The organism is Siminovitchia fortis, from assembly GCF_007681465.1.
In the GTDB taxonomy this organism is placed as follows: Bacteria; Bacillota; Bacilli; order Bacillales; family Bacillaceae_C; genus Siminovitchia; species Siminovitchia fortis.
The window spans coordinates 1-2,017 of the sequence record NZ_VEKZ01000123.1 but is presented as its reverse complement, the minus strand read 5'-3'; the positions used below and the strand labels follow the sequence as shown (position 1 = coordinate 2,017).

The window sequence follows — 2,017 nt, the reverse complement described above, 5'->3', positions numbered from 1 at the left end:
ATTTCATGGCAGAGGTGGATCAAAAAGATGGCACAACTGGGTCAATTGCATGGCTGTAATCATCCAGCTTGTTGATTATTGATGTTGGTTTCATGATTTGCATGTGGTTTTGAATTCTTGGTTGTTCTGAACAATTTATAGTGACCGCTCTATCACCCTTTTCACTGTTTCGGGCTCCATGATGAATCAAACCAGGATAAGCTGCCCTGACACCACTTAAAAGTCCCTCCTCAAAATAAAAAAGGGGCTGTCTAAAAAGCCCCTAAAATAAATCAGGAGGAGGAAAACGAACCGTTTTTCTCCTCCTGATTTTGCATTTGTGGGATCTCCTCCTGAAAGTAGCTGGCGGATGCCCGCCACTTTCAGGAAGTTATGGGCCAGGGCCACGATCCCGAACTCCACGTGGACCTTTTCAAGGCCCCGCAGGGAGAATCGGCGGAACGACCGATTGCCCTTGATGTGACCGAACACACTTTCTATCTCGGTCTTCCGCCGGGAGTAGATTTCTGCGTTCTCTTCACATTCAAGGGCTGTCTTGGCCTTTGCCTTCATTTCTTCATATATCATATTCAAATGGACCTGCCGGTTGCCTTTGGCTTTTGTGCATTGGGCTTTTAGTGGGCAACCGGAACAATCCTCGCATTCGTAAATCTTATAACTCTGGACATAGCCTGAAGCATTCTTTTTGTTTCGGTATGATTGAAAAGTTACTTTGCGTCCATTCGGGCATATGAACAGATCATCGTGCTCCAGGTACGTCCAATTTTTTGCATTCCTGATGTCATTTTTATATGTACGTGTCTTCTCTTTTCGAAGGTTATTATAAGGAATTAAAGGATTAAAACGCGGCACTTTCTCTTCCCCGATGGCATATAGATAGTTTTCCTCACTGCCATAGCCTGCATCGGCGATGACCGTTTTTGGCATCGGCAAACTAGACCCCGCGAGTTTCTCCATATGCGGAATGAAACAACGCGTGTCGGTGGGGCGCTGATGGATAGTGTAATAAACGATGAACTGATTTTCTGTGGCTGCCTGTACATTATAGCCGGGTTTCAGCTGGCCGTTTTTCATATGGTCTTCTTTCATGCGCATGAAAGTGGCATCAGGATCCGTTTTTGAAAAGCTGTTGCGGTCACCGAATGTCTCGTGATATGAATGGTACTTGTGGATACGCGGCACGAAGTTCTCACGGATCATCTTCACCGGCTTTTTCAATGTACTGCGGCGCTTGCGCAGTTCTTTGCGAACAGGTACTTCTTCGACTGCTTCGATTTCATCCGTCAAGGCATCAACCTTCTTTTCGAGCTGGCCAGCGATTGACTCCAGTTGCTCAGGTGTCGCTTCCTCGTCCGGCAGATCCGCAAGCTCCAAGGCTTCCGCCTCAGCAATTTCCTCGATCTCCTGAAGCATTTCTTTGATTTTCTCTTTCAGTTTCTCTTCAAAACGGATGGTAGATTTTTTCCACACGAAGGAATACTTATTGGCATTGGCCTCCAGCTTGGTGCCATCCAAGAAGTAGCTTTCCAATGTGATGTATCCTTCTTCTATCAGCCGGAGAATCATGGCTTCAAACAATTCATCCATAAGTCTTTTCATGCGCTTGCCCCGGAAGTCGTTGATGGTACGGAAATCCGGATGTTGCATAGCAGCCAACCACATAGCCGGAAGGTTTTCCCAGGTCAGCTTCTCAATCTCCCGGCAGGAATACACCTTTTGGGAATAGCCATACAGGATGACTTTGAGCATCAACTTAGGATGAAACGGAGGACGGCCGCCGCCGGAATAATGGGCAGCCAATTGCTCTTCCGGGATGGATTCGATCATCTCATCTATCACACGGGCGACATGATGGTCGGGGATGAGTCCTTCCACATCCAGGATGGCAAAGCTTTGGCGGTTATTGTAGGGTTTAAACTTAGGGGCGGAATGGATTTTGGTTACAAGGGCCTCCCCTTTTACCTCTAGAGGAAGGCTCATTTGTGTGTTATACTCATTGTTAGTGATCTTCGGATTA

At 46.9% G+C, this 2,017-nt stretch carries 1 protein-coding gene; it reads right to left on the bottom strand.

Annotated elements, in window-relative coordinates; translation table 11 throughout:
- Positions 1–216: 216 nt before the first annotated feature.
- Positions 217–2,017 (bottom strand): IS1182 family transposase (locus tag FS666_RS19115; protein ID WP_144463767.1); only part of this gene is annotated, 1,801 nt, incomplete at its 5' end.